This is a genomic window from Pannonibacter indicus (assembly GCF_001418225.1).
In the GTDB taxonomy this organism is placed as follows: Bacteria; Pseudomonadota; Alphaproteobacteria; order Rhizobiales; family Stappiaceae; genus Pannonibacter; species Pannonibacter indicus.
In genome coordinates, this window is the sequence record NZ_LIPT01000005.1 from 74,646 (window position 1) to 100,768 (window position 26,123).

General features: G+C 63.5%; 23 protein-coding genes. 11 read left to right on the forward strand and 12 right to left on the reverse strand.

Annotated features, from left to right (window positions below; genetic code table 11):
• Positions 1 to 35: 35 nt before the first annotated feature.
• Positions 36 to 1,070 (forward strand): zinc ABC transporter substrate-binding protein ZnuA, encoded by a 1,035-nt coding sequence (znuA, locus tag ASC48_RS09850; RefSeq protein ID WP_055455588.1) that lies wholly within the window; start codon positions 36 to 38, stop codon positions 1,068 to 1,070.
• Between the two features lie 367 nt (positions 1,071 to 1,437).
• Here the strand turns inward: znuA and cysN are convergent, their stop codons facing one another.
• The 3 genes from cysN to pcaQ all read right to left on the reverse strand — a co-directional run bounded on the left by cysN (position 1,438) and on the right by pcaQ (position 5,447).
• A complete protein-coding gene (cysN, locus tag ASC48_RS09855) occupies positions 1,438 to 3,375 on the reverse strand; it encodes a sulfate adenylyltransferase subunit CysN (RefSeq protein WP_055455589.1) in 1,938 nt (645 codons plus the stop codon).
• 2 nt (positions 3,376 to 3,377) lie between these two features.
• A complete protein-coding gene (cysD, locus tag ASC48_RS09860; RefSeq protein WP_055455698.1) occupies positions 3,378 to 4,283 on the reverse strand; it encodes a sulfate adenylyltransferase subunit CysD in 906 nt (301 codons plus the stop codon).
• 246 nt (positions 4,284 to 4,529) lie between these two features.
• Positions 4,530 to 5,447, reverse strand: coding sequence for a pca operon transcription factor PcaQ (gene pcaQ, locus ASC48_RS09865; protein WP_208975651.1), 918 nt, complete (start codon positions 5,445 to 5,447; stop codon positions 4,530 to 4,532).
• Positions 5,448 to 5,822: 375 nt separating this feature from the next.
• Between pcaQ and pcaD the strand changes: the two genes are divergently transcribed.
• From pcaD to ASC48_RS09890, 5 genes are all read left to right on the forward strand, one after another.
• Positions 5,823 to 6,611: a 3-oxoadipate enol-lactonase gene (pcaD, locus tag ASC48_RS09870; RefSeq protein ID WP_055455591.1), complete on the forward strand. Its 789-nt coding sequence runs from the start codon at positions 5,823 to 5,825 to the stop codon at positions 6,609 to 6,611.
• On the forward strand, positions 6,604 to 7,050 hold the full coding sequence (pcaC, locus tag ASC48_RS09875) for a 4-carboxymuconolactone decarboxylase (RefSeq protein ID WP_055455592.1): 447 nt from the start codon (positions 6,604 to 6,606) through the stop codon (positions 7,048 to 7,050). Before pcaD ends, pcaC begins: the two co-directional genes overlap by 8 nt.
• Positions 7,047 to 7,799 (forward strand): protocatechuate 3,4-dioxygenase subunit beta, encoded by a 753-nt coding sequence (pcaH, locus tag ASC48_RS09880; protein ID WP_055455593.1) that lies wholly within the window; start codon positions 7,047 to 7,049, stop codon positions 7,797 to 7,799. Before pcaC ends, pcaH begins: the two co-directional genes overlap by 4 nt.
• Positions 7,800 to 7,802: 3 nt before the next feature.
• Positions 7,803 to 8,429, forward strand: coding sequence for a protocatechuate 3,4-dioxygenase subunit alpha (gene pcaG / locus ASC48_RS09885; RefSeq protein ID WP_055455594.1), 627 nt, complete (start codon positions 7,803 to 7,805; stop codon positions 8,427 to 8,429).
• A gap of 216 nt (positions 8,430 to 8,645) precedes the next feature.
• Positions 8,646 to 9,986 (forward strand): 3-carboxy-cis,cis-muconate cycloisomerase, encoded by a 1,341-nt coding sequence (locus ASC48_RS09890; protein ID WP_055455595.1) that lies wholly within the window; start codon positions 8,646 to 8,648, stop codon positions 9,984 to 9,986.
• Between the two features lie 228 nt (positions 9,987 to 10,214).
• On the opposite strand, the gene ASC48_RS09895 is transcribed toward ASC48_RS09890, so the two are convergent.
• On the reverse strand, positions 10,215 to 11,756 hold the full coding sequence (locus tag ASC48_RS09895; protein WP_055455596.1) for a LysM peptidoglycan-binding domain-containing protein: 1,542 nt from the start codon (positions 11,754 to 11,756) through the stop codon (positions 10,215 to 10,217).
• Between the two features lie 243 nt (positions 11,757 to 11,999).
• Here ASC48_RS09895 and ASC48_RS09900 point away from each other — a divergent pair, with 243 nt between their 5' ends.
• Both ASC48_RS09900 and ASC48_RS09905 read left to right on the forward strand, forming a co-directional pair.
• The gene (locus tag ASC48_RS09900; RefSeq protein WP_055455597.1) at positions 12,000 to 12,605 is read left to right on the forward strand and encodes an LOG family protein; all 606 of its coding nucleotides are present in this window, start codon (positions 12,000 to 12,002) and stop codon (positions 12,603 to 12,605) included.
• 223 nt (positions 12,606 to 12,828) lie between these two features.
• Positions 12,829 to 14,076: a diguanylate cyclase gene (locus ASC48_RS09905; RefSeq protein ID WP_055455598.1), complete on the forward strand. Its 1,248-nt coding sequence runs from the start codon at positions 12,829 to 12,831 to the stop codon at positions 14,074 to 14,076.
• 158 nt (positions 14,077 to 14,234) lie between these two features.
• Here ASC48_RS09905 and cimA read toward each other — a convergent pair whose 3' ends face one another.
• The 4 genes from cimA to cysS form a co-directional block, all read right to left on the reverse strand.
• Positions 14,235 to 15,827, reverse strand: coding sequence for a citramalate synthase (cimA, locus tag ASC48_RS09910; protein ID WP_055455599.1), 1,593 nt, complete (start codon positions 15,825 to 15,827; stop codon positions 14,235 to 14,237).
• A gap of 35 nt (positions 15,828 to 15,862) precedes the next feature.
• Positions 15,863 to 16,825: a prolyl aminopeptidase gene (gene pip, locus ASC48_RS09915; protein WP_055455600.1), complete on the reverse strand. Its 963-nt coding sequence runs from the start codon at positions 16,823 to 16,825 to the stop codon at positions 15,863 to 15,865.
• A 15-nt stretch (positions 16,826 to 16,840) separates the two neighbouring features.
• Positions 16,841 to 17,320: a GFA family protein gene (locus ASC48_RS09920; protein ID WP_055455601.1), complete on the reverse strand. Its 480-nt coding sequence runs from the start codon at positions 17,318 to 17,320 to the stop codon at positions 16,841 to 16,843.
• 128 nt (positions 17,321 to 17,448) lie between these two features.
• A complete protein-coding gene (gene cysS / locus ASC48_RS09925; RefSeq protein ID WP_055455602.1) occupies positions 17,449 to 18,864 on the reverse strand; it encodes a cysteine--tRNA ligase in 1,416 nt (471 codons plus the stop codon).
• 360 nt (positions 18,865 to 19,224) lie between these two features.
• On the opposite strand from cysS, the gene ASC48_RS09930 reads away from it, so the two are divergent.
• Positions 19,225 to 19,413 carry a hypothetical protein gene (locus tag ASC48_RS09930; RefSeq protein WP_055455603.1) on the forward strand — a complete coding sequence of 63 codons (189 nt, stop codon included), beginning with the start codon at positions 19,225 to 19,227 and terminating at the stop codon, positions 19,411 to 19,413.
• Positions 19,414 to 19,506: 93 nt separating this feature from the next.
• Positions 19,507 to 19,857 (forward strand): ArsR/SmtB family transcription factor, encoded by a 351-nt coding sequence (locus ASC48_RS09935; protein ID WP_055455604.1) that lies wholly within the window; start codon positions 19,507 to 19,509, stop codon positions 19,855 to 19,857.
• A 21-nt stretch (positions 19,858 to 19,878) separates the two neighbouring features.
• Here the strand turns inward: ASC48_RS09935 and ASC48_RS09940 are convergent, their stop codons facing one another.
• On the reverse strand, positions 19,879 to 20,409 hold the full coding sequence (locus ASC48_RS09940; protein ID WP_055455605.1) for a CreA family protein: 531 nt from the start codon (positions 20,407 to 20,409) through the stop codon (positions 19,879 to 19,881).
• A gap of 147 nt (positions 20,410 to 20,556) precedes the next feature.
• Positions 20,557 to 21,522 (reverse strand): MBL fold metallo-hydrolase, encoded by a 966-nt coding sequence (locus ASC48_RS09945; protein ID WP_055455606.1) that lies wholly within the window; start codon positions 21,520 to 21,522, stop codon positions 20,557 to 20,559.
• A gap of 570 nt (positions 21,523 to 22,092) precedes the next feature.
• On the opposite strand from ASC48_RS09945, the gene ASC48_RS09950 reads away from it, so the two are divergent.
• Entirely contained in the window at positions 22,093 to 23,505 is a 1,413-nt protein-coding gene (locus tag ASC48_RS09950; protein ID WP_244270038.1) for a DUF2865 domain-containing protein, read from the forward strand.
• On the opposite strand, the gene gltX is transcribed toward ASC48_RS09950, so the two are convergent.
• Positions 23,468 to 24,838, reverse strand: a complete 1,371-nt coding sequence (gltX, locus tag ASC48_RS09955) for a glutamate--tRNA ligase (RefSeq protein WP_055455608.1) — start codon at positions 24,836 to 24,838, stop codon at positions 23,468 to 23,470. The two genes, ASC48_RS09950 and gltX, sit on opposite strands and share 38 nt — an antisense overlap.
• A 15-nt stretch (positions 24,839 to 24,853) precedes the next feature.
• On the reverse strand, positions 24,854 to 26,095 hold the full coding sequence (locus tag ASC48_RS09960) for an MFS transporter (protein WP_055455609.1): 1,242 nt from the start codon (positions 26,093 to 26,095) through the stop codon (positions 24,854 to 24,856).
• Positions 26,096 to 26,123: the final 28 nt, after the last annotated feature.

The following is a 26,123-nucleotide window of genomic DNA, read 5'->3' on the forward strand; positions in this document are numbered from 1 at the left end:
GGGCCTTTCCCCCCGAGGACTGAAGGAGACTTCCCATGTCCCAGACTTTCCGCACCGGCTCCAAGAGCCGCCTCACCCGCGCAGCACTGGGCGGCACGGCCCTGATGCTGCTCAACATTTCCCCTGTGCTCGCCGCGCCCAAGGTCATTGCCTCGATCAAGCCGGTGCAGAGCCTCGTTGCCGCCGTCATGGACGGCGTCGGTGAGCCCTCCGTCATCGTCGATGGCGCCGCCTCGCCGCATACCTTCGCGCTGAAGCCTTCAACCGCCAAGCTGATCGCGGATGCGGATGTGGTGTTCTGGGTCGGGCCGGAGCTGGAGCCATTCCTCTCAAAGCCGCTCGAAACGCTGGGCGAAAAGGCCCAGGCCATCGAACTGTCCGAAGCGCCGGGCGTCAACAAGCTGCCGGTGCGCGAGGATGCCAATTTCGAGCCGCATGACCATGGTCATGAAGAGGGCGAAGCAGGGCACAGCCATGCGGGGCATGATCACAGTCATGGCCATTCGCATTCACATGACCACGGCCATGGCCATGGTCACGAGCATGGCGAGTTTGACGCCCACGTCTGGCTGGACCCGGAAAACGCCAAGGCCATGGCGGACGACATTGCCCACCACCTGTCCGAAGCCGATCCGGAGAACGCAGCTACTTATGCCGCCAATGCCGCTGCGCTGAAGGAAAAGCTGACGGCGCTGGAAACCGAGCTCGCCGCCGAGCTGGAGCCGGTGAAGGACAAGCCCTTCATCGTCTTCCACGATGCCTACCAGTATTTCGAACACCGCTTCGGCGTGCGGGCGGCCGGCTCCGTCACCCTCAGCCCGGAAGTGCAGCCGGGCGCCGAGCGTGTCGCCGCGCTGCGCACCAAGCTGAAGGACCTGGGTGCCGTCTGCGTCTTTTCCGAGCCGCAGTTCGAGCCGAAGCTGGTCAGCGTGCTGATCGAAGGCACGGATGTGCGCAGCGGCGTGCTCGACCCGCTGGGCGCGGGTGTGGCCAATGGCAAGGACCTCTATTTCGAGGTGACCCGCAACATGGCTGCTTCGCTGAAGTCCTGCCTGTCCGGCGCGAACTGATCGCGCCCATGACGGCAAGCCTGAAACATCAAGGGCGCGGAGATGATCCGCGCCCTGTTTTTCGTTGAACGACAGTCATTTCGTCATGGCATGACTTGATCATTCCATCCGTGCCGCGACCTCTCATAATGGGCAGTCAGCACGGAAAGACAGCAATGTTGAGGCCCCGCCGGGCAGAAGCGTCACGGCATGGATGCCATGGCATGACGAAAACGGTTTGCGTTCCCCGCAACCGGCGGCCCCACATGTGCCCGCCTTCAGGCTCATACCAAGGCTCCGGGATGCTGACGCATCACGCCTCGAAATTGCTCAGGCGCCGCACGGGCTTGGCCAACTCTCGATGAGACAAGCTCATCGCGAGTTGGTCTCAAATCCCCTCACCGGCTGCGAAATAGCCGATGGCGGGAATGATGCCTTCGCAGCGCAGGTAATTGAGCACCTCCTCCGCCAGAGCCTCAGCCTCACGCCCGGCGGTCTTGAGGTGCAGTTCCGGGTTTTCCGGAGCTTCATAGGGGCTGCTGATGCCGGTGAAGTTCGGGATCTCGCCCGCCATCGCCTTCTTGTAGAGACCCTTCGGATCACGCGCCTTGCAATCCTCCAGCGGCGTGTCCACGAAGATCTCGATGAACTCGCCAGGCTGCAGCAGCTCGCGGGCCATCTGGCGCTCGGCCTTGAAGGGCGAGATGAAGGACACCAGCGTGATCAGGCCTGCATCGGTGAAGAGCTTGGCCACCTCGCCGACGCGGCGGATGTTTTCCACCCGGTCGCCATCGGTGAAGCCCAGATCGCGGTTCAGCCCATGGCGCACGTTGTCGCCGTCGAGCACATAGGTGTGCCGGCCTTCCAGATGCAGCTTCTTCTCCACGATGGAGGCGATGGTGGATTTGCCGGAACCGGACAGCCCGGTGAACCACAGCACCACCGGCTTCTGCCGCAGGCTCTCGCTGCGCGCCGCCTTGTCCACGTCCAGCGCCTGCCAGTGGATATTGCTCGCCCGGCGCAGCGCATGGGCCACCATGCCCGCTCCCACCGTCGCATTGGTCATGCGGTCGATCAGGATGAAGGCACCGGTCGTGCGGTTGTCCTTGTAGGCGTCGAACGCCACGGCTCCGGAAAGCGCCAGATTGCACAGGCCGATCTCGTTCAGCGCCAGCGTCTTGGCTGCCGTCTGCTCGAAGGTGTTGACGTTGATCTTGTGGCGGATGTCGGTGACGGAGGCCGCCAGCGTGCGTGCGCCGATCTTCATGAGATAGGAGCGGCCGGGCAGCAGGGCGTCTTCCGCCATCCAGATCACATGGGCGGAGAACTGGTCCGCCACATCAGGCCGTGCCTGCACCGGCGCCAGCACGTCGCCGCGTGAAATATCGATCTCGTCCTTGAGCACGATGGTCACCGCTTCACCGGCCCTTGCGCTGTCCACATCGCCGCCCGCACCCAGAATGCGGGTGACCTGGGATGTCTTGCCGGAAGCTGCAACGATCAGTTCCTCTCCCACGGACACGCGGCCGCTGGCGATGGTGCCGGAATAGCCGCGGAAGTCGAGGTTCGGGCGGTTCACCCACTGCACGGGGAAACGGAAGGTACGGGCCTCCTCAGCCCCGTTCACATCGACGCTTTCCAGATGCTCCAGCAGCACCGGACCATCATACCAGGGCATGCGGGCGCTGCGGGTGGTGACATTGTCGCCATAGCGGGCGGAGATGGGGATCGCCTGGAGCGTCTCGAAGCCGAAGCCACGGGCCAGCTCCTCGAAGGCCTCCCGGATTTCGTTGAAACGCTCCTGCGAGAAATCCACCAGGTCGATCTTGTTCACCGCCAGCACCGCGTGGCGGATGCCCAGCAGCGAAGCAATGAAGGCGTGGCGGCGGGTCTGGGTCATCAGCCCGTGGCGGGCATCGACCAGCAGCACGGCAAGATCAGCGGTGGAAGCGCCGGTCGCCATGTTGCGGGTGTATTGCTCGTGGCCCGGCGTGTCGGCAACGATGAACTTGCGCTTGCCGGTGGCGAAGAAGCGGTAGGCCACGTCGATGGTGATGCCCTGCTCGCGCTCGGCCTCAAGACCATCCACCAGCAGGGCCAGGTCCATGTCCTCGCCCACGGTGCCGTGCTTGCGGCTGTCCTTTTCCAGTGCTGCCAGCTGGTCCTCGAAGATCAGCTTGGTGTCATAGAGCAGGCGCCCGATCAGGGTGGACTTGCCGTCGTCGACGCTGCCGCAGGTGAGGAAGCGCAGCTGGTCCTTGTTTTCCTGCGAACGGATATAGTCGAGCACGGCCTCTTCGGACGTGAGCTTTTCGGAGAAGTCCATGATCAGAAATACCCCTCGCGCTTCTTCTTTTCCATGGAGGCGCTGTCGTCGTGGTCGATCAAGCGGCCGGAGCGTTCGGATGTGCGCGCAATCAGCATCTCGCGCAGGATGGCCGGCAGCGTGTCAGCCTCCGATTCAATGGCACCGGTCAGCGGGTAGCAGCCGAGCGTGCGGAAGCGGACGGATTTCTCTTCCACCGTTTCCCCGGCCCGCAGCTTCATCCGGTCATCATCGACCATGATGAGCATGCCGTCCCGCTCCACTACCGGGCGGCGGGCGGCGTAATAGAGCGGCACCATGGGGATGTTTTCGGCCAGGATGTATTGCCAGATGTCCAGCTCGGTCCAGTTGGACAGCGGGAAGGCGCGGATGGATTCGCCCTTCGCCACACGGGCGTTGTAGAGGTTCCACAGTTCCGGCCGCTGGTTCTTCGGGTCCCAGGTGTGGGCCGCCGTGCGGAAGGAAAAGACGCGCTCCTTGGCGCGGGATTTTTCCTCGTCGCGCCGTGCACCGCCAAAGGCCGCATCGAAGCCGTATTTCGTCAGCGCCTGCTTCAGCGCCTCGGTCTTCATGATGTGGGTGTGGACCTGCGAGCCGTGGTCGAAGGGATTGATGTTCTGCGCCAGCCCGTCCGGGTTGGTGTGAACGATCAGTTCCAGCCCGAGCCGCTTCACCGTCTCGTCGCGGAAAGTGATCATCTCGCGGAACTTCCAGCCCGTATCCACATGCAGGAAGGGAAAAGGCGGCTTCGAGGGATAGAAGGCCTTCATCGCCAGATGGAGCATCACGGAGGAGTCCTTGCCGATGGAATAGAGCATCACCGGATTGCGGAACTCTGCCGCCACCTCGCGGATGATGTGAATGCTCTCCGCCTCAAGGCGCCGGAGATTGCTGAGCCGGTCTGACATGCGATTGCCTTCTTCCACTCCCTCTTCCCGCTGCGCTGCTGCGCCGGGAAACATGTGCGCGAGACTATAGGGCGTTGCCCTTGCGCATAAGAAACAGTTTTGCGCAGATTGCCAGAAGCTGGACCTTTACTCCCGCTTTTTGAAGCCATGAGAGAAATCCCTTCGGCAGCATCAATTTGCACGCTGTGCCGCGCAGCGGGCATGGACACAGGCCGTGCCCGGCACACAGGGGCATGTATCAATCGGTCAGCGCGCCTTTTCGGCGGCAAAGCGCAGGCAGGCCTGCATCAGGATCAGCGCCGGTGTCGGCGGGGTGTCGGCGCGGGTGGTCAGCCCCACCGGCCCCAGCGTTTCCGCCGTCTTTACCGGAAGTTCCACCAGATCGCCATTGGCGATGTCGCGGGCAACAACGCCGCTGGAGATGATCCACACCGCATCGCTGTCCAGCGTATAAATGCGCCCGAAGGTGTCGGAGATGGTCTCCACCCGCTTCGGGAGATGGGTGACGCCGTTGGCAATCAACAACCGCTCCACATAGGGCCGGATGATGGCCTCGCGCGTTGGGTAAAGCACCGTGAAATCCGCGATCCGGGCCAGATCCGCCGAAGGCTCATCCAGCAGCGGATGCCCCCGGCGCACCACCAGCGACACGCTTTCGGAATAAAGATGCGTGAAGGAGAGGCCTTGCATCTGTTCAGGATCTGCAAGCCGCCCGACGACGAGATCCAGTTCCCCCACCCTGAGGCGGCCCAGCAGGAACCGGTTGGGGCCCGTCTCCATCGTCAGCACCGTGCCGATGGCCTCTGCCTCGAAGCGCTGCACCGCCTCCGGGAAGATGCGTGCTGCGACACTTGGCAGCACGCCGACATTCAGGAACGAATCCCCCGACATGCGCGCCTGCGCCACGCTGTCGAGCCCCTGCTTCAGCGCGGCGAGACTCGCCCCTGCATAATGCAGCAGTACATCACCGAACTGGGTCAGTTCCACGCCCTTGCGCGAGCGTTCGAACAGGCGCACGCCGAGAATCTCCTCCAGCTCCTTCAGCGTCTTGGAGACTGCCGGCTGGGTGATGGCCAGCGCATCGGCGGCCTTCACCAGACTGCGCCTGCGGGCCACCTCCAGAAAGCACTGGATGTGGCGGTATTTCACCCGGCCATCAATGATCATCCATTCCCTCCGGTTATGCTGACTGGATAAATTGTCATTTTACATAACTGATGGTTGAATGAAATAGTCGGCCTCAGGAGAAGACGTGTTACAGCACAGGACGGTGTTTGAAACGGACGGAGCACTCACATAGGGCCGCAGCCCCCTCTCCCAGCTTGAGGGGAGATGTCTGCGTCAGCAGACGGAGGGGGCAGCGGCGCATCAGCATCTCGGGGCCTTTTGAGTAATTCCGAGAGGCTGTTCCCCCCCCCTCTCTGCCCCCTGCCGGGGGCATCTCCCCCTCAAGGGGAGAGGAATTGGGGCCTGCGAGACAGTCCGGAATGAACATTGCCCGCAAGGGAAACGCGGCAAGAGGGAGAGAGTGCGTTGCAGATGATCCGCGCAAACGGTGTGTGCCTGCATGTGAGCGACAGCGGCGAACAGCACCTGCCCGTTATGGTCTTTGCCAATTCGCTTGGCACGGACTTCCGCTCATGGGACCGGGTGGCGGCGCATTATTCTGGCAGGTTCCGCATCCTGCGCTATGACATGCGCGGCCATGGCCTGTCCGAGTGCCCCGATGGCCCCTATTCCATTGAGGATCTCGTAGCCGACCTCGACCAGCTTCTGGCGGCGCTCGGCATCACCTCTGCCATTGCCGTGGGCCTGTCCGTGGGCGGGCTGGTGGCACAGGGGCTGGCGGCGCTGCGTCCAGGTCTGGTGCGGGCTGCCGTGCTCAGCAACACGGCGGCCAAGGTGGGCTCGCCTGAAATGTGGGCCCAGCGCATCGCCGCGATTGAAGCGGGCGGAATTGCATCCCTCTCGGAACCCATTCTGGAGCGCTGGTTCTCTGCCGCCTTCCGTCAGAGCCGTCCGGATGAACTGACCGGCTGGCGCGCCATGCTGACCCGCACCACGCGCGAAGGCTACACCGGTATCTGCCATGCGCTGGCTGGCGCCGATCTCACCGCCTCCACAGCCAAACTGAAGCTGCCGGTGCTGGTGATTGCGGGCAGCGAGGATGGCTCGACCCCGCCCGATCTGGTGCGCGGCACCACTGAGCTTATCGAAGGTGCCCGTTTTACCCTCATCGAGGGTGTGGGCCACATTCCTTGCGTTGAGGCGCCGGAGGCCTTCTGCGCGGCCATTGATACTTTCCTTGAGGAGCATTCCCTTGTCTGACCGTTCCCCCGGCTCGCGCCATGCCAATGGCATGAAGACCCGCCGCTCCGTTCTGGGCGATGCCCATGTGGACCGGGCCATTGCCAATCAGACGCCCTTCGACGAGGACTTCCAGACGCTGATCGTGGAAAGCGCCTGGGGCACGGTCTGGGCCGATGACAGCCTGACGAAGCGCGAGCGCAGCCTCGTCACCATTGCCCTGCTGGCCGGGCTCGGCCACCATGAGGAACTGGCCATGCATGTGCGGGCCAGCGCCAACACCGGCGCCAGCGCACGCGACATCCGCGAGGCGCTGCTGCATGTGGCGATCTACGCCGGGGTGCCCGCGGCCAACACCGCCTTCAAGATTGCCCGTGAAACCCTCACCGCCAACGGGCGGTTGGGCGAAGTGGACGAAATGCGCAAACCTGCTGATCTGGATCAGGGAGGCCAGTCATGAGCGAGACCCCAAGCAACTTTCCGAGCCCGGGACTGGGCGACTATTACCAGCGTGAGCTGTCCATACATCCGCCCGCCTATGCGCCGGGCTACAAGAGCTCCGTCCTGCGCTCGCCGCAGAAGGCGCTGCTGTCGCTGGAACAGGGCATGGGCGAGATCACCGGCCCGGTCTTCAACCACAACGACCTCGGCCCGCTCGACAATGACATGATCCTCAACTACGCCAAGACCGGAGAGCCCATCGGCGAGCGGATCGTGGTCCATGGCCGCGTGCTGGACGAGAACGGCCGCGGACTGCCGGAAGTTCTGGTGGAAGCCTGGCAGGCGAATGCGGGCGGCCGCTACCGCCACAAGAAGGACACCTATCTCGCCCCGATCGACCCGAACTTCGGCGGCTGCGGCCGCACCCTGACGGACGAGAACGGCTACTACTTCTTCCGCACCATCAAGCCGGGCCCCTATCCCTGGCGCAACTACATCAACAGCTGGCGCCCGGCGCATATCCACTTCTCGGTGTTCGGCCATTCCTTCACACAGCGCCTGATCACCCAGATGTATTTCGAGGGCGACCCGCTCATCGGCATCTGCCCGATCGTCAAGACCATCCCGGACGCCGGTGCCATCGAGCGGCTGATCGCCCCGCTGGACATGAAGGCCTCCGCCCCGCTCGACTACCGGGCCTACCGCTTCGACATCGTGCTGCGCGGCCGCCGCTCCACGCTTTTCGAAAACCGTCTGGAAGGAAACTGAGCCATGGTTCTGCCGCTTCCCTATCTTCAGGAAACCGCCAGCCAGACGGCGGGCCCCTATGTCCACATTGGCCTTGCTCCACAGGCAGCCGGGTTCGACATCTTCGAGAAGAACTTCAGCCATGTGGTCGCCGGGCCAAACACGCGCGGTGAGCGCATCCGCATTGAGGGCCGCGTTTTCGACGGCTCCGGCACGCCGCTTAAGGATGTGCTGATCGAAAGCTGGCAGGCCAACAGCGATGGCCGCTACAATCACCCGGAAGACAAGGGGCCAGGCCAGCTTGATCCGGACTTCCGGGGCTGGGGCCGCAGCTGCTCGGATTTCGAAACCGGTGTTTTCGTCATCGAGACCATCAAGCCCGGCTCTGTCCGGTGGCGGGATGGGCGCCCGCAGGCCCCGCACATCAGCCTGTGGATCGTCGCACGCGGCATCAATATCGGCCTCAATACCCGGCTCTATTTCTCCGATGAGGAAGAGGCCAATGCCAAGGACCCGGTGATCAATCTGGTGGAACACCCGGTGCGCCGCAAGACGCTGATCGCCCAGCGCGAAGAGCGGAACGGCGAAGTGATCTACACCTTCGACATCCACATCCAGGGCGAGAACGAGACGGTGTTCTTCGACATCTGACCGCTCGCAGGCAAGAGACGGACCTGACCGGGGGGAGATCCAGATAGCCCATCAAACCCTGATCAGGAACCGGGCATGGAGCCGGGCCAAAGACGGCCTGGCTCCAGTCCTTTCTGCGATGCTCCAGCACACGGCATCCGGCCCGCGCTTGGCGGGCCCTTGCCGTTCCAGTACCAATACATACCAGCGCCATTTCCGGCCGCATCAGGGACAGCCATGACCGTCAGCCCCTTCGATTCCCCTCTCCTCTCCGGCCTGCTGCAGGATGGTGAAACGGCGGCTCTGTTCAGTGATGCTGCTGCCCTTGCGGCCATGCTGGAGGTAGAAGCCGCTCTCGCACTGGCGCAAGGGGACTGCGGCCTCATTCCGCACGAAGCTGCGAAGGCGATCAGCGCGGCCGCAAGACACCTGACGCTGGACCCGGCTGCACTGTCGGCGGCCACTGCGCAGGATGGCGTGCCCGTGCCGGCGCTGGTCGCGGCCCTGCGCAAGGCAGTATCTGCAGACCATGCCCCCTTCGTCCATTGGGGCGCGACCAGTCAGGACATCGCCGACACCGGTCTGGTGCTGCGGCTGTCGCAGCTGGCAGACATCTTCGAGGCCCGACTGCGCGATCTCGCCCGCCTGCTCCTGCGCATGGCTGAGGCGCACCGCGCAACGCCCATGGCGGCGCACACCCGCATGCAGCAGGCGACCCCCACAAGCTTCGGCCTGAAGGCTGCCGTGTGGCTGGCGCCGCTGCTGGCGCATCTGGAACGTCTTGCTCAATTGCGCCCGCGCCTGTTGCGCCTGTCGCTGGGCGGGGCGTCGGGCAACCTTGCCGCGCTGGCCCCGCATGGGCTGGCGGTGGAGGCAAAGCTCGCAGAACGGCTGGGTCTCACAATTTCGCCCGTGCCCTGGCATGTGAGCCGCGACGGGCTGATGGAATTTGCCGGCTGGTGTGCTCTCGTCACCGGCAGCCTCGGCAAGACCGGGCAGGACATTGCCCTCCTCTCCCAGAACGAAATCGGCGAACTGCGCCCCGGCAGCGGCGGCGGCTCGTCCACCATGCCCAACAAGGCCAACCCGGTGGGCGCAGAAGTGCTGATCGCCCTCGCCCGTTACACTGGCGGTCAGCTCGGCACCCTGCAGCAGGCGGCTATTGCAGAGTATGAGCGCAGCGGCGCGGCCTGGCTGATCGAGTGGCTGAGCCTGCCGCAGATCGCTGCCGCCACCGGCAAGGCGCTAACCACAGCCACCAGCCTGCTGGAGAGCCTCGTCATCGACACAGCCCGCATGCGTGCCAACATCGAGGCGGGCAACGGCCTGCTTCTGGCAGAGGCCGCCAGCTTTGCGCTCGCCGCCACCATGCCCCGTCCGCAGGCGCAAGATTTGGTAAAGAAAGCCTGTGCTACTGTCCTTGCGAGCGGCACCCATCTCTTCGATGTGCTGGCCGCCATGACCCCGGTTCCTGCGGACTGGAGCGCGCTCAAGGACCCTGCGCTCCATATGGGTGAAGCGGCGGCGCTGATCGACCGGATTGTAGAGTCGGCTCAGGCACTTGGCCTTGAGAGCTGAGAGATAGATTCGGCTTCTTCTCAAACTGATTCAAGCACTTGGCATGTTGATTCCGGTTTTCCGGCCAATTGCCCTTGTGATTCATGTTGCCGGTGCAAGTTACTGATACCTTTGAGTCAGCGTGTTGAGATGAAGAGTCAGCACACGCTTGCCACAATATGAGCCCGCAAATGCAACGGGGCGCCGGTTGTCCGGCGCCCCGCATAAAGTCCCGTTCACGCAGTCAGGTCACTTGGACACTGCATCGCCCTGGGTTGCATCCGGAGCAGCGCCCGGGGTCAGGAACACCTGTCCCGGATAGATCAGGTCGGGATTGCGGATCTGGTCCTTGTTGGCCTGATAGATGGTGGTGTAGCGGAAGCCCGTGCCATAAAGGCGGCGGGAGATATTCCAGAGATTGTCGCCCTTGCGGATGATGACATTCGGCACCTGCGGGGCAGCAGCTGCATCGGACGCGCCTTGAGAACCGGCTTCCTCGACCTTGCTGAGAATGATCTCCTGCAGCTCGGCCTTGCGGAACGATACGGCAGCACGGGCCAGAACCGCGCCGGTGACCGGGTCCACATGGTCGGCACGAACCTCGACGTCACCGACCGGAATCTCGGCCGTGGTTTCCAGCAGCCAGCGGCCATCCCCGTTGGCCTTCGTTTCACCAACCAGAGCATCGGCCACATAGATGCGCAGCAGCGCATCCGCCGTGCTGGTGCCAGCCACATAGAGCTTGCCATCCTCGGACTCGACCGCTTCCACGGTGACCGGCGCGATGACGGGCTTGACCTCTGCTGCAGGCGCTTCTGCGGGCGCAGGCGCGGCAGCAACCGGTGCAGGCTCGGGAGCGGGAGCCGGCACGTCCGCCTGTTCCGGAGCGGCCTCGGCGGCAGCTTCAGGAGCGGTGTCTGGGGTTGCATCTGAGGCTGCGTCCGGGGCTGCTTCTGCAGTGGCTTGCGGGGCAGCTTCAGGTGCAGATGAAGGTTCCGGTGCAGATGCTACCGCCAGTTCGGTGGTGCCGGGCTCCGGCGCGGCGGTTTCAGCGGCCGCAGGCGCCGGTTCAGCGGGAGCAGCTTCTGCTGCCAGCTCTCCTTCGGGCGCTGCCGCGGGTGCCGCTTCAGATGCCGCCTCAGCTGCTGGCGCGGTCTCCTCCGGCTTCGGAGTGGCCTGAGCGCTCGCCACCTCGACAGCGGCGGGCCGCTGCAGCACGCTGGAGGGTGCATCCGGGGTGTTGAGGACGATCAGAGGACGTTCCCGACCGCTGCCCGGAAGAGAAACGGTCAGGCGCTGCGCCGACTCGATGATCTTCCCGTCAGCCGTTTCCATGCGCAGCAGCATGTCGTAGTCGCCGGGTGCCAGCGGCTTGTCGAGGACCATCGACCATTCCCCTGCCTCATTGGCTGTGGCGGTGCCGATCACCTCGCCGTTGGCCAGCAGGGACACCGTCGAGCCCGGTGCCGCACGGCCCGCAATCACGGCTGCGCCATCGGCTTCAATTCCAGCGACGTCAAAGCTGGGGGCTTCCGGTTCGGGAGTTGCGGCAGGTTCAGCCGCCGGGGCCGGGGACTGGACTGCGGCCGGCCGGGACGCGGTATCAAGAGCCGCTGCCGCCGGGGCCTCGGCCTGAGTTGCAGGGGCGGCTGTCTGACTTGCGGCTTGAGGGGCACTTGCCATTTCCTGGGGCGCTCCCGCATCCTTCTGGCTCAGATAGCCTGTCAGCAGCGCAATGATCCCCACGACCACGGCAATGACCAGACTGACGGTAACCCCTTTACGTGTCATCTCAGACCCCAAACCCTGATTGGAGGTGCGGCGGCTCTCTTCAACAGCCGCACAGCTCGCCCCCTGCCACATGCCCGGCTGCACCGGACACTCAATTTCTGAACAGTTCCCCAGCGTTTCACGAAGAACACCACAAGATCTAGCAGATTCGCCGCATAAACGGCATTTTGCACAAGGCACGCAAGCTTTGTTGCCGCAGGCAATGCTTGACCATGGCTGTCTGCCAATGCCAAACATTTTGCCATGACGAATCTCAAAAGCATTTGTGTCTATTGCGGATCAAGCTTCGGCCATGACGCAACCTATCTGGACGCTGCCCGAAGCCTCGGCCGGTTGATCGGCGAGGCAGGGCTGTCGCTTGTCTATGGCGGCGGCTCCGTCGGCCTTATGGGCGCAGTCGCAAAATCGGCGCTTGACCACGGCGCGCCCGTGACTGGCATTATCCCTGAGTTTCTGGAACAGCGTGAAGTTATGCTGCATGAGGTGAACGATCTCATCGTCACCCGCGACATGCATGAACGCAAGAAGCTGATGTTCCAGAAATCGGATGCCTTCGTCGCGCTCCCTGGAGGCATCGGCACGCTGGAAGAGGTTGTCGAGATGATGACCTGGGCTCAGCTGGGACAGCACCGCAAACCGGTACTTCTGGCCAATATCAACAGTTTCTGGTCTCCGCTCCTTGAACTCCTCGACCACATGCGTAACGAGGCTTTCATCCGGCGCGAGCAGGATGTGCCCTATCTCGTTGCTTCTGACACTGCCAGTATCATTCCGATGCTGCTGGAAGCCTTCCAGTCCTCACAAAACGCCCAACTTGTTGATGCTGAAGCAGGATTTGAGAACTTCTGACAAGTCATCCGTATAAATACCTATAACAACTCAAGGAAGTCTTTGCCGGAGCGCGCACCTATAATTCGAGCGCCCGGGCAAACTATTGATATTTTGACTCTTTCCCCGCCGCCGGCACCGCGTCAAATTGGTCATTTGAGAAAAATTGACGCCTCAGGATAACTGTTTGTTTGTGATTGGCATTCACTATTCTCGAAACTTTTATCAATGCCGGCGGACAGATATGCAGAAGATCCTTCTCGTCGAGGATGCCGCCTTCTTTGAGAAGGCTGCACTCAAGAAACTCGCTGAGATCGGAGAGCGCCGGATCACAGTGGCAAGGACCCTTGCCCAGGCGGAAGCCCATCTCACAGGCGGCGGCGAAGCCTTTGAGCTGGCCCTTGTCGACCTGACCCTGCCAGATGCTCCGGACGGTCAGATTGTGGACCTGTGTATCTCGCACCGGGTTCCCACGGTCGTTTTCACCAGCCGCTTCGAGCCCCACCTGCGCAAGGCGATGCGTGACAAGGGAGTGCTCGACTACATCATCAAGGATAGCCCTTCCAGTCTCGACTACCTCGGCGATCTGGTGCAGCGGCTGGGCCGGAATTCGTCCATTGGTGTGCTGGTCATCGATGACGCGGTGGTCGAGCGGACCTATATGAGCGAGACGATTGCCCGGCACCGCTACAAGATGTTTGTGGCCAGTTCCGCCAAGGAGGGCATGCAGTATCTGCAGGATTATCCGGAAATCCGGCTGGTCATCGTGGATTACTTCATGCCGGAGGAAGACGGATTCTCATTCCTGAAGGCAATCCGGCGCAAGCGCAGCCGGGAATCCCTCGCCGTCATCGGTATTTCCGGATCCGAAGACATGGAAAACCGCATACGCTTTCTGAAATACGGCGCCAGCGACTTCCTGCACAAGAGCTGCCCGCCGGAAGAACTGCTGCTGCGGGTTTCCCAGAACCTCGACGTGATCGACCGGTTTGCCGATCTCAGCGACCGCAGTTTCCGGGACGCTCTGACCGGGCTTTACAACCGCCGCTTCCTGTTCAGTGAAGGCATCCGCCTTGTTTCAGAAGCCCAGGAGCGCGGCGAAGTCCGCTGGCTGGCGCTGGTTGACGTGGACAAGTTCAAACATGTCAACGACACCTACGGCCACGAAGCCGGAGACCGGGCGCTGATTGCCCTGTCGGACGAGCTTCTGCGGCTTGCAGGCGAGGAAGGTCAGGCGGTGCGGCTGGGCGGTGACGAGTTCTGTGCCGTATTATGCGGAAAGAGCGAAGCAGAGGTCATGACCCGCGTCGAAGCCTTCCGCCGCCGGCTGCAGAGCCTCGACATTTCGTCCGGCGAACAGACCTTCCGCATTGCCGCCAGCATTGGCCTGTCAGTCATCCCCGGCCATGACTTGTCGGAAGCCATCCGGACCTCCGACGCCCGGCTGTATTCCGCAAAGAACTCCGGACGCAACCAGCTCGTTGCCTCCTGAGCCTTCGCGTTCAGTCACCCCTGCCTCAGACGGCAGGAGTTGATCTTATATCAATGCTTGATGGGCTTGACTCATCGAGCAGTGGTTACACCCTTGCGGCAATTGAGCATTTTTCAAGGCGTGATGCTTCAGCATCGAAAGCCTTGTCATACTGGGTCCTATCCCGCCGACTTCAACAGCGCATAGGTGATGGAATCCGTCAGCGCCTGGAACGAGGCATCCACGATGTTGGACGACACGCCGATGGTGAACCAGCGCTGGTGTGTCGTCTTGTCGTGGCTTTCGATGAGCACGCGCGTGATGGCACCCGTACCGCCGTCGAGGATACGCACCTTGTAGTCCACCAGCTCCAGCCCCTCGATGGCCGACTGATACTTGCCCAGATCCTTGCGCAGCGCACCGTCCAGCGCGTTGACCGGGCCGTTGCCCTCGCAGACGGACATGCGGGTTTCCCCGTCGATATCCACCTTCACCACCGCCTCGGACATGGTGACCTGCTCGCCCACCGCGTTGAAACGCCGCTCCACCATGACGCGGAAGGACTTCACCTCGAAGAAGCGCGGCACCTTGCCCAGAATGCGCCGGGCCAGCAGCTCGAAGGAGGCATCCGCCGCCTCATAGGCGTAACCCTTGGCCTCGCGCTCCTTCACTTCCCTCAGCAGTGCATCCAGCTTCGGATCAGCCTTGTCCACATCGATGCCAAGCCGGGACAACTCGCCCAGCAGATTGCTCTTGCCCGCCTGATCGGACACCAGCACCTTGCGCTTGTTGCCGACGCTTTCCGGCTCCACATGCTCGTAGGTCTTGGGGTCCTTCAGCAGGGCCGAGGCATGGATGCCGGCCTTGGTGGCAAAGGCGCTTTCGCCCACATAGGGCGCATGCCGGTCCGGGGAGCGGTTCAGCATCTCGTCGAAAGTGTGCGAGATGGCCGTGATGTCCTTCAGCCGGTCCGGCCGGACGGAGAGTTCCACCGTATCCTTGTAAGGCGCCTTCAGCATCAGGGTCGGGATCAGGCTGATCAGATTGGCATTGCCGCAACGCTCGCCAATGCCGTTGAGCGTGCCCTGGATCTGGCGCACGCCAGCCTCCACCGCCGCCAGCGAATTGGCGACCGCCTGGCCTGTGTCGTTGTGGGCGTGGATGCCCAGATGACTGCCCGGCACCACCTGCTTCACCCGGGTAATGATCTCCTTCACCTCGCCCGGCAGGGTGCCACCGTTGGTGTCGCACAGCACCACCCAGCGCGCCCCCGCTTCATAGGCCGTGCGGGCGCAGGCCAGCGCATACTCCGGATTGGCCTTGTAGCCATCGAAGAAATGCTCGCAGTCGATCATGGCTTCGCGGCCAGCGGCAACAGCCGCCTGCACCGTATCGCGGATGCTTTCGAGGTTTTCCTCGTTGGTGCAGCCGAGCGCCACTTCCACGTGGTAGTCCCAGGACTTGGCCACAAAGCAGTTCGCGTCGGCCTTGGCCTCCAGCAGCAATTGCAGGCCCGGATCGTTGGAGGCGGAGCGCCCTGCCCGCTTGGTCATGCCGAAGGCGGTGAAGCGGGCGGTCTTCGTCCGCTTTTCTGAGAAGAACTCGGTATCCGTAGGGTTTGCACCCGGATAGCCGCCCTCGATGTAATCAACACCCAGCCGCTCCAGCAACTCGGCGATGGCGATCTTTTCCGTGATGGAAAAGTCGATGCCGCTGGTCTGCGCTCCGTCGCGGAGCGTGGTGTCGAACAGGTAGAGTTTCTCGCGGGTCATTGTCTGGATACCGGTTTCTGGCTGTTTTTTTGGCTTCAGGCCTCGGGAAGGCCTGCGAACATGTCGGTGGCGCGGATCAGCCGGTCGAGGATGCCCGGCTCGTTGAAGGCATGCCCCGCGCCTTCGATGAGGTGGAAATCCGCCCGCGGCCAGGCCTTGTGCAGGCCATAGGCATAGCGCGCCGGGCAAGGCATGTCGTAGCGGCCATGGACGATCACACCCGGAATGTCCTTCAGCTTGCCCGCGTCACGCAGCAATTGCCCCTCTTCCAGCCAGCCGCCATGCATGAAGAAGTGGTTCTCGATGCGAGCGAAGGCGTGGGCGAATTCGTCCTCGCCGAAATGCTGGCTGTTGTCGAGGCTCGGCAGCAGGGTGATGGTCTCACCTTCCCACAGGCTCCAGGCCTTGGCCGCCTCCACCCGCACCCCCTTGTCCGGATGGGTCAGCAGGCGCTGGTAGGCCGCAATCATCGCATGACGCTCGCCCTCCGGCACCGGCGCCTGAAAGCGCTCGAACTTCTCCGGGAATATTTCGGAGACGCCGAACTGGTAGTACCAGTCCAGTTCCGCCTTCGTCAGCGTATAGATGCCGCGCAGCACCAGTTCGCTCACGCGCTCCGGATAGGTCTGCGCATAGGCCAGAGCCAGCGTCGAGCCCCAGGAGCCGCCGAAGACCAGCCACTGGTCCACGCCCGCCAGTTTGCGCAGGCGCTCGATGTCCTCCACCAGATGCCAGGTGGTGTTGGCTTCCAGTTCCGCGTGGGGCGTGGAGCGGCCGCAGCCTCGCTGGTCGAACAGCAGCACGTCATAGTGACCGGGATGGAACAGCCGCCTGTGCGCCGGCGAAATGCCGCCGCCCGGCCCGCCATGCAGGAACACCGCAGGCTTTTTGCCCGGTGTGCCGGAGCGTTCCCAGTAAATGGTGTGCCCATCGCCCACATCGAGCATGCCGGAGGCATAGGGCTCGATTTCGGGATAGAGGCCGCGCAATTCCGTCATTGGAACATTCCTTCCTCAGGCCGCCTCCGGCGGCCAGACGTCTGTATCATGATCGGGATGCTGGAAGCTGACGATGGCAGCCAGAAACGCCGCCGCTGCAACATCCTCCTCCGTCTTGCGTTCCGGCAGATCCGGCACCGCATCGGCATAAGGCAGCTTGCCCTCCACCCCATAGGCAACGATTGGCACGATCCCGGACGGGTCATCAAAGGCAGCGATGGAGATGGCCATGCCGTCCGGCGCCTCATAGGTCAGCGGCGTGCCGCAGGCCGAACAAAAGCCACGGGAAACCAGATTGGAGCTGCGGAAGATGGCCCGCTGCCCGCGCGTCCACTCCATGCTGTCCGCCTCGCGCACCGACACCAGCGGCGTATAGAAGCCGCCGAAAGCCTTCTGGCACATGCGGCAATGGCACACCGACGCATGCCCCAGCTGCCCCCGCACCCGGAACCGCACCGCCCCGCACTGACACCCGCCAGACCGTTCACTGGTCATGATTGGCTCTCCCTCTCTGACGCCTTGCGATTGCTTTCGCAATACAGGCGCTAGTTTCCTTGCAACCGCAGAGCCCCCTTCACCCGTGATCTCAAGGGGGGAGAGGGGCGGTGCGGCCTGCAGCGGCCTCAGCGCTTCACCTCCCACGTTGTCACACGCTTTCCGGTGGCCGCGTCCTTGCCGTCCTTGAGCTGAATGCCCATGGCGGAGAGCTCGTCGCGGATGCGGTCGGCTTCAGCCCAGTTTTTGGCTTCAAGACTGGCGAGACGAGCGCCAACGAGGGCTTCGATGCGTCCCGTATCCACATCCTCCAGTACGGCGGCAACAGGCGCGAGCCCGAGAAGACGGGCACTGGCACAGTAGACCGGAAGCAGGGCACTGTCCTTGGCGGCGTTCTGCGCAAGGCCGTGCAGGGCCTGCACAGCAGCAACCGTATTGAGGTCATCCGTCAAGGCAGCCAGCACTTCCGGAGCGGGAGCGGCAGCAGTTTCCTGAACCTCGGGCCACTTCGCCAGCAGCCGCTCAGCCTCCTCCAGCCGCTTCACCGAAAAATCAATCGGCTCGCGGTAATGCGTCATCAGCATGGCAAGGCGCAGCACTTCGCCCGGCCATTTGCGGCCACCGAATTTTTCCGTGTGCAGCAGGTCATGGATGGTGACGAAGTTGCCCTCGGACTTGGACATCTTGCGCCCCTCCACCTGCACAAAGCCGTTGTGCAGCCAGAAGTTTGCCATCACGCTGGTGCCATGGGCGCAGCAGGACTGGGCGATTTCGTTTTCGTGGTGCGGGAAGATGAGATCCAGCCCGCCGCCGTGAATGTCGAACACCTCGCCCAGGTGATGGGCGCTCATGACCGAGCATTCGATGTGCCAGCCGGGGCGGCCACGGCCCCAGGGGCTGTCCCAGCCCGGCTCTTCCGGGGAAGACAGCTTCCACAGCACGAAGTCGCCCGGGTTCTTCTTGTGGGCGTCAACGGCAATGCGCGCGCCTGCCCTCTGGTCCTCCAGATTGCGCTTGGACAGCTGGCCATAGGCCTCCATGGAGCCCGTGTCGAACAGCACCTCGCCGCCATCTTGTGTCTGCGCCACATAGGCATGGCCGCGGGCAATCAGCGTTTCGATCATCGACACCATGCCCGCGATATGCTGCGTGGCGCGCGGCTCATGGCTGGGCTCAAGGCAACCGAGCGCCTTCACGTCCGCGTGGAACTGGTCCGCGGTGGTGGAGGTCACCCGTGCGATGGCATCGTTCAGCGGCAGGCCGGGAAAATCACGCAGGGCGCGGGCGTTGATCTTGTCATCCACGTCCGTGATGTTGCGCACATAGGTGACGTGACCGGCCCCGTAGAGATGACGCAGCAGGCGGTATAGCACGTCAAAGACAATGACGGGCCGGGCATTGCCGATATGGGCAAAGTCATAGACCGTCGGCCCGCACACATACATGCGCACGTTCTGCGGATCGATCGGATGGAAGACATCCTTCGTCCGGGTGAGCGTATTGGTCAGGCGCAGAACCGGGGTGTCCGGGCTGGCATTCGTCATGACACGTCGTCTCCTGGCCTGCTGGCCGGGGGCGTCCGTCTCTTTGGAATTGGCGCAAGGAGGGAACGGCCACAGCCAGCAGAGGTGCTAGCTGCAAATAATGGTGATCGGAATGAGGGTCCGGCTGGCCGTATTCATGGCTCTGTTGTGACCGGTTTCCCGTTTCCGGTCAAGCATTCATCTGCCGCGCCGCGCAGGCCCAGGCGCCCGGTTCCCTCAGGATCCAAACACCTGTTCACGAAGCTGAACGCCAGCTGAATTTGCCCCTCAGACCCGGTTCAGCGCGCCCCTGCCACAGTAGCGCCATGAGTTGAACACAGCCCGCCGCAACGGCCGGGCAAGATGAAAATGGGGCCTGTCATGTTTGCACGTCTTGTCTCGGTCTGCTTCGTTCTCGCCATCATCGCCGCCCCCTTCGCCGGCCTTGCAGCCCTTGCCTCCAGCAAGCCGATGCCCTTCGGCGTCTCGGCCCAGAAGAGCATGTGCATGACCGCAGGTGTCAGCTGCGGCGCCGGCCACATCCTTCTGCCGGCCATGATCCGGGGCTGATCGCACCGGCAGGTTGCAGCGCCTTGCAGAAAGCCTGAAGACAGTGTGACGGCGTGGCTTGAAACAATCGGGTCTTGGTGCCATCTTGCGCCCATGGAAACCAAGGCTCTGGAAGAAAAGGCCGAAGCGGCCGTTCAATTTCTCAAGACCATCGCCTCGACACCGAGGCTGATGCTGCTGTGCATGATGGCCGACCGGGAGTGCAAGGTCGGCGATCTGGCCGAACAGACCGGCATGCGTATGCCCACCGTCTCCCAGCAACTCAGCCTGCTGCGCGCGCAAGGGCTCGTGCGCACCCGCCGGGAAGGCACGACGATCTATTACCGGCTGGCAAGTGATGCAGCCCGCGATGTCATGGGTGTACTCTACACCCATTTCTGCTCGCCCGATGCCAAGCCTCAGGAAGCCCCGCAGACCGAGGACGAGGAAGAGCCCGCGCTGTAAGCCAGTGCGGGCTTCTACCTGTCATTTATCCAGAAAATCAGCACAGCGCGGCGCTTCGCCGCTGCCCCATGGCATGATGGGAACGGTGGAGGTGGAGTTCTTCGGGCTGCCTTCCACCAGCTTGTCGGAATAGACGAGATAGACCAGCACATTGCGCTTGGTGTCGCAGCCGCGCACGATCCGCATTTTCTTGAACAGGAACGACCTGCGCTGGCGGAACATCTCCTCGCCCTGCTCGAAGCGCGCCTTGAAGCTGACCGGCCCCACCTGACGGCAGGCAAGCGAAATGTCCGACACCTCCTCGGCAATGCCGAGCCAGCCGTCAATGCCGCCCTTTTCCGGGACGGTGAAATGACAGGCGACGCCCTCCACCACCGGATCGTCGATGGCATAGGTCGCAAGCTTGTGGTCGGGCGTGAGGAATTTCCACACGGTGGACTTCTTGAAGATGAGATCCGGCTGCTCCGCCGCGAGGGCCGAACCCGCCGCAAGCAGAAAAGCCAGAAGACCACCTGCGAGTGTTGCAATGATGCTACCGGTGCCGCTGCGCATAACCCGTTTCCCTGGCTCGTCCCATAGGTCTCGTTCATGTAGGGGGGGCCGACAGTTCTTTCCATAAAGAACGGAAGAAAATGAAACCGGATCTCCCGGGAACCCGGCTTCTGCGGCAAGGCCATCTCAAGAGGCTGATACCTCCCCCTACGCCGCGTCCTCACTCGCCGCAGCACGGCTGAGGCGGCTGATGGCGATCTGTTCGCGTTCCACCGTCCAGATCTGCGGCACGTCGATGCCCTTGGCTTCGTCATAGGCGCGGGCGATGTTGAGCGGCATGATCCGGTCATAGCCCGGAAGCTTGCCGTAGCGCGGGTCCATCGCGTCACGCACGGCATCGTTGGTGGCCTTGAGGTCCAGCCCCTGATCCACACAGGCCGCCGCCGAGGCGCGCAGGGTTTCGATGAACTCCTTGGTGCGGGTGATGGCGTCATTCACCATCTGCGATCCGCGCAAGGGCGCGCCGGAGCCTGCAACCAGTGCGTTGCCCTTGAAGGCACGCAGCCGCTCCAGCGTCTTCACCCAGTCGCCAAGGTGGCCATCGGCGGCATAGGGCACCCCGCCGGGGTTGAGCAGGTCGCCGGCAAAGATGGTGCCCGAATCCGGCACCCAGACCACGATGTCCCCCATCGTATGCCCGCGCCCCAGATGCATGAGCCGGATCTCGCGCGAGCCGAGCCGCAGCGACAGGGACGAGGCAAAGGTCAGCTCCGGCCAGACAAGGGCATTGCTGACCGCAGGCGCGCCATCAGTTGCGCGGCGGCGCTCGCATTCGAGGTTGGCTTCGCCCCGCTCTTCAATCAGGCGTCGCGTGAGGTCCGAAGCGAGGATTTCGCCAGGCTCCAGCGCATGCGCTCCGGCGGTGCGCCCGGCGTGGTAATGGGTGAGCACGAGATAGCGCACCGGCTTGCCGCTGATCCGCTCCAGCGCCTCGGTGATGCCCTGCGCGGCCTCGACGCTGGGCGGGGCATCAACCACGAGAATGGCCTCATCACCGCGCACGGCGCCGATTGTTGGAAAGCCGTCCCGCATCAGGGCATAGCAGCCGCTGGCCACTTCCGACACGGAAACGGCGGGAATCTTGCCTTCCGGCGCCTTGCTGTCTTCGCTCATGGCGTCCACTTTCGTTCTGGCGGGGCCCTTAGGCCCGCGTTGCTGCCGGGCGCTTGTGGCCCGCCGCGCCGGAGAGATGCGGGGACAGGACGCAATGCGCCTGCCTCCGCTCATCGCTCACATCTCATCACTTCAACGTGAGAGTTCAGCGCGGCACGGTTCGATTCGCAAACAATTGCAGGCAAATCATGGCAGCCCCCGTTTTTTTATCAACAAGAACAGCCGCCCCCGGCAATGGATTCAGATCTTTGTCAGAAAAGAGGAGTGAAGAAGGCAATATTCGGCCGTGACATCTGTGGCACTACAGCCCGGCATACGGCGGACCGGCTCACGCCAGAACAGGTGTGAAGAGCCTTGTCTGCCGGACTTCTTTTAGCTTGCTGCAGTGCGGCGGAACGGTGTCTGGTTCACGCCGGGCATGGGGCAGCCAGACGTGTTAACTCCGGCTGGCCCGTTGCTTGCAAAGGGGCAGTTCAGCCCCGATAGTTGCGTCGGGGAAAGTTGGGAAGCAGGCCTGGCCTGCACAAGTGACCGGGCTGCCGGAAGGCCGGGTTGGGGATGGCTGTCACCATGAAGCGCGTAAAGTTCAGGCTTCTGGCCCTTTCTGGCCTCATGGCACTTGCCTTGGGGGCTTCTGCTGCGCATGCACGCAGTTCCACCTGTGAAACCCTAGCCCGGCAGCTTTCCCGTCTTGAAACAGCTGGCGCCTCCTCCTCTGCTTCAAAATGGGACGAAGCTGCGGAGGCACAGGCCCGCTCGATCATGGCGGCGCGGCGCGATGCGGCCTATTACCAATGCGGACTGGCGGGCGCCAATGCACGGTGCCCCTCTCTCCTTGACAAGATCCAGCGCATGGAGGCCAACCTCGCCAAGATCGAGCGCCAGCGCGTCAAGGCCGGCAAAGCAAATGCGGGCCGCGGCGGCACAGCGGCGAACCGGGCGGAAATCCTGCGCATCCGCAAGGATATGGTGCGCAACATGTGCCCGGGCGAAGGCAACACGCGGGCCCTGCGGGAGGCTGCGGCCCAGCCGAAACTGGCACCGCAGCAGCCGAGAGGACTCCTCACCCGCACTTGGGGCCAGCCAGACGCGCCGGCTGCGCCCATGGCACCGCTTCAGCCCGGGCGCAAAACCGTCATGCTGCCGGTGCAGCCGGAGCGGCGTGCCGCCGCCGGCACGGTTCCCCAGGAACTGGAGCGCACCCGCGACGGCCTTGCCTATCCGGCCTATAATTTTCCGCGCAATGCCACCTACCGCACCTTGTGTGTGCGCACCTGCGATGGCTATTTCTTCCCCATCAGCTTCAGCGCCCGGCCGGGCCAGTTCGGCCAGGATGCCGCGGCCTGCAATGCGATGTGCCCGGCAGCCGAAACGGGGCTTTTCGTCTACCGCAATCCGGGCGGCGATCCGGAGGACATGATTTCGCTGGCGGGCGTGCCCTATACGGAACTGCCCAACGCCTTCCGCCACCGCAAGGAATATGTCAACGGCTGCAGCTGTCAGGCCGCCCCTTCCGCCCAGCAGGAGGCACCTCCGCTGACACCGGTCTCCGGAGCCGCAGGCGGCATTTTGACCTTGGCCGGAGGACGTGTTGTCGCTGGACAAGGCGCTGCCAACCCGCAGACGGATGCCATCCGCATGTCCATGCCCCCTGTAAGTGCCGATGAGATGCCGCTGGATGCAGACCCGGACACGGCGCAGAACCTGCGCGAAGGGTTTGATGCCTCCAGCCTTGTCACCGCGTCCCTCCCCGCGACTGACGTCCAGCCCAAAACAGAGGGCATGCGCCCGTCCCTGCCCGTGCTGGGACGGAAGACGGAGGAGCAAGGCCCGGAAGAAAGCCCCGCAGGGGCTGAGCAAGCGCTGAACGGCACGCAGCCTGATCACCAGGCCGCCTCACAGGAAGCGCCTGCGGAGGATGCGAGAGGTGAGCCGCGCGGGCCTGTCAGGAAAGTCGGGCCGCAGTTCTTTCCCGACCGATAAGCGGCAGCAGCGCCTTCATGTCGGGGCCGTGATCATGGCCGGTCAGCGCCAGGCGCAGCGGCATGAACAGGGTCTTGCCCTTGCGCCCCGTCTTCTCCTTGAGCAAGCCGGTCCAGACGCCCCAACTTGAGCCATCCAGCGGGCCTTCGGGCAAGAGCGCGAGGGCCTCGGCCAGATAGGCCCGGTCCTCTTCTGCCACCTGCTCAGCATCGGCTGGCAGATCGCCGGAAATGATGGCCCACCAACCGGCGGCATCGCCGAAGCGGGCGCAATTTTCCCGCACCGCCAGCCAGAAGGCTTCGCCGCCGCCGATGCCAAGCGCTGCAAGGCGCGGTGCGGCTTCTTCGTAGGTCATGGCATGGACCAGCCGGGCGTTGAGGCTGTCCAGTTCCTGCGGGTCGAACTTGGCGGATGAGCGGGAGATCCCGGCAAGATCCAGCATGCCCGCCAGCGTGTCCATGTCCCGCACCGGCTCGACGGCGTGGCTGGTGCCGGTGAGGACAGCCAGCGAGGCAACGGCCATGGGCTCGATGCCAGCTTCGCGCAGGGAGCTGATGGACAGCGCGCCCTTGCGCTTGGACAGCCCTTCGCCGTCCATCGTGGTCAGCAGGTTATGGTGGGCGAAGCGCGGCAGCGGCGCCCCCAGCGCTTCAAAGATGGCAATCTGTACCGCCGTGTTGGCAACGTGATCCTCACCCCGGATGACATGGGTGATGCCCATGTCCGCGTCATCCACCACAGACGTAAACGTGTAGAGATAGCTGCCGTCGGCACGGGCGAGTACCGGATCGGACAGGGAAGCAAGGTCGATCGACTGGCTGCCACGGCACAGGTCGTCCCACGTGACATCCGTGCGGCGCGGGGCCAGCGGGTCGCCGTCATGGTTGGGCAGCAGGAAGCGCCAGTGCGGCTGGCGGCCTTCGGCCTCCAGCTTTGCCTTGTCCTCCGCCGTCAGCTTCAGGGCCGCGCGGTCATAGACCGGCGGGCGGCCCATCGCACGGGCGCGGGAGCGGCGGCGCTCCAGCTCATCCGCCGTTTCGTAACAGGGATAGAGCAGGCTAGCCGCCTTCAGCTTCTCCGCCGCCGCATCATAGAGCGCGATCCGGTCCGACTGGCGCACCATCATGGCGGGTTTGACGCCGAACCAGGCGAGATCCGCCTCGATGGCATCGGCATATTCCCGGCGCGAGCGCTCCAGATCCGTGTCGTCGAAACGCAGCACAAACTGGCCGCCATTCTTCAGGGCAAAGAGCCAGTTGAGAAGCGCGGTACGGCTGTTGCCGAGGTGGATGAGGCCCGTCGGAGAGGGCGCGAAGCGGAGCTTTACGGTCATGCGTCTCCCCTACCCTCAGTCCGCCGTGCTGGCAAGATCATCCCGCTTCAGCAGCACACGTGAGGCACTGGCGAGGGCAGCCGTCATCACCAGGCAATAGAGCGAGAAGCCGAGGATCTGGCCGTCATAAGGCACGCCGAAATCGATCAGCCAGCCCGCAAGCCCCGGTCCGAGCGCCGAGGCAAAGACCATGAAGGCAAAGACGACCGAGCGCACGGCGCCCAGATGGCGGGTGCCGTAAAGCTCCGGCCAGAGCGCACCGTTGAAGGTGGCGACAAAACCGTTGGAGAGGCCGATCAGCGCCATGAAGATGAAAGGCGCATAAGGAGCATGCACCAGCGCCAGAATTGCCGTGCCGCAGGCGAGTGGCAGCAGCATGAAAGGCAGGATGCGCCGCGCCGTGAAGCGGTCGATCAACTGGCCCAGCACCAGCGACGACAGCACCGCCGAAGCAGACATGACGATGAAAGCTGCTGCGAAGAGCTCCCTCGTCCAACCGCGCAGGTCCACCAGATAGGCCTGATGGAACAGCACTGCCGTGACGATGAAAGGCGGGGCGAGAACTCCGGCGGAAACGACATAGAACATCGGATCACGCAGCACTTCGGCCCGCGTCCAGTGCCGCCGCTCCACCACCTTGACGTCCGTGGCCGTGTTCACCGGCACCCGCTCCCTGCGCAGGAGCAGCAGCACGATGGGCAGCACCAGCGCCAGTATCACAGCCACCGCCACCCACCAGCCCTGCCGCCAGCCGAAACTGGTCATGATGGCAACGAAGGAAACCGGCATGATGGCTTCCGATACCGGGAAGCCAAGGCCGATCACCGCCACGGCGCGGCCGCGCTGCGCATCAAACCAGCGCCCGGCCGCCGTCATGGCGGTGTTGCTCATCATGCCCTGCCCGAAAAGACGCAGGCCATAGAGCGCCAGCCCCACCATCCAGATGGAGGTGGCGGAGGCCATCAGGGAGCAGAACAGCCCGAGCATGACCATGACGCCGGCTGCCACCTGCGCCACGGAAAAGCGGTCCAGCACCCGGCCAAGGGTGGGCAGCGTCAGCGCGCTTCCAAGCGTTGCGGCCATGTAGAGCGAGCCGAAGGCGCCGTTGCTGAGGTCCAGCTCCGCCCGCACATCACCTGCGGACAGGGCGATGAAGAAGGTCTGCCCGAAACCGGAAAAGGCGGTCATCAGGAAGGCTGCCCCAAGCCAGCGGGCATTGCCGGCAAGAAAGGCACCAAAGGTCTGCGGTTTGCTCATGGCATGAAACCGGCTCCCGCTCTCGACG